This is a genomic window from Microbacterium sp. LEMMJ01, from assembly GCF_002114135.1.
GTDB lineage: Bacteria > Actinomycetota > Actinomycetes > Actinomycetales > Microbacteriaceae > Microbacterium.
This window is the reverse complement of record NZ_NCTV01000020.1, coordinates 1-1249: the sequence shown is the minus strand read 5'-3', so window position 1 is coordinate 1249 and position 1249 is coordinate 1. Positions and strand designations below refer to the sequence as shown.

The following is a 1249-nucleotide window of genomic DNA, read 5'->3' as shown; positions in this document are numbered from 1 at the left end:
CCAGATACTCGTTCAGGCGGGCGGGGGAGAGCAGCTTTCCCGCGTCCGCGGCGTCGGCGAGCGCATCGGCGACGAGGGAGCGGTCGACCCACTGCTCGATCAGGTCGGCGATCGTGCGCTCGACGCTCATGGTCGGCATCCCGTCGACGGAGACCACCTCGGTGGGCGCGAGCTCGCGGGTGCGGAGCCGCACCCCGTCCAGGCGGGTACCGCGGCGGGTGGGAACGACGAACTCGAGTGGCCCGGGGAACCAGTCGCCGATGCCATGCAGCTGCGCGGCCGTCTGGCCTGCGGCGACGACGGGCGGGACGCCGGTGTCTGTGCGGGGACGGTCGGCGCCGCCGAGGGCGAGCCAGGTCGCGAGGATCGCCTCCTGCTCGTGCTCTGGCGCGCCGGCGAGGCGGTAGACGCCGCGCGCGACGCGGATGAGCGCGCCGCTGTTGGCGAGGCGCGTCAGGGTCGGGCGCGCCACGCCAGCCTCGAGCGCCTGGGCGGTGGTCACCAGGCCCCAACGCTGTGACGCGAGCTCGCCCAGACGAGCGAAAGTTGATCCTGCCATGCGCACAGTGTAGCGAGAAACCGCAACAAACGTTGTAGCTCGTTCAGATTGTCGACTTCGAGCCTCTGGGGCCACCCCTTAGCAGTGAGGGGGTTCCAAACCCTCGGGAACGGGTTATATTCGGGAATATAACCATCTGTGAGGAGGAGAAGATGCGGACCCACACCTGCCCGCCGGACCACAAGCACGGGCTGACCTCCACCTGCTACGTCGTCCACCTCTGCGGGTGCCGCGCCTGCATGGACGGCAACGCGCGCCGCCGCCGCGACCGCTACCGTCTCCTGGCCTACGGGCGATACCAGGACGCGCACCAACCCATCGAGCCGATCCGGCAGCACCTGCAGGCACTGGTCGACACCGGGATGATCCCCGAACGGATCGCCATCAGCGCCGGCGTCGGCGGCGCCACGGTCCGTCGCCTGCTCAACAGCGAGACGGCACGGTTCGTCACCGGCGCCACCGCCCGCAAACTCCTCGCAGTCACCCCCGACAGCAGCACTCTCGCCGCGCAGGGCCGAGTCAACGGCCGCGGCACCCGCCGGCGCCTCCAGGCTCTGGCCGCGATCGGATGGAACCACCACGAGATCGCACGCCGACTCGGCTACCCGCGCTGGAAGGTCAACAAGGCACTCGAAGGCGCCTACGTGGACATCCGTGTCCACGACGACATCGCCGCGCTCTACGACGAGC

The 1249-nt window shown here is 70.1% G+C and carries 2 protein-coding genes; one reads left to right on the top strand and one right to left on the bottom strand.

Going from position 1 to position 1249, the window contains the following annotated elements; translation table 11 throughout:
* On the bottom strand, positions 1 to 559 hold a 559-nt coding region (locus tag B7W94_RS05060; RefSeq protein ID WP_085605044.1), incomplete at its 3' end, for a type IV toxin-antitoxin system AbiEi family antitoxin domain-containing protein.
* 152 nt (positions 560 to 711) lie between these two features.
* Here B7W94_RS05060 and B7W94_RS05055 point away from each other — a divergent pair.
* A partial coding sequence (locus tag B7W94_RS05055; RefSeq protein ID WP_216353878.1) for a hypothetical protein occupies positions 712 to 1249 on the top strand: 538 nt, incomplete at its 3' end.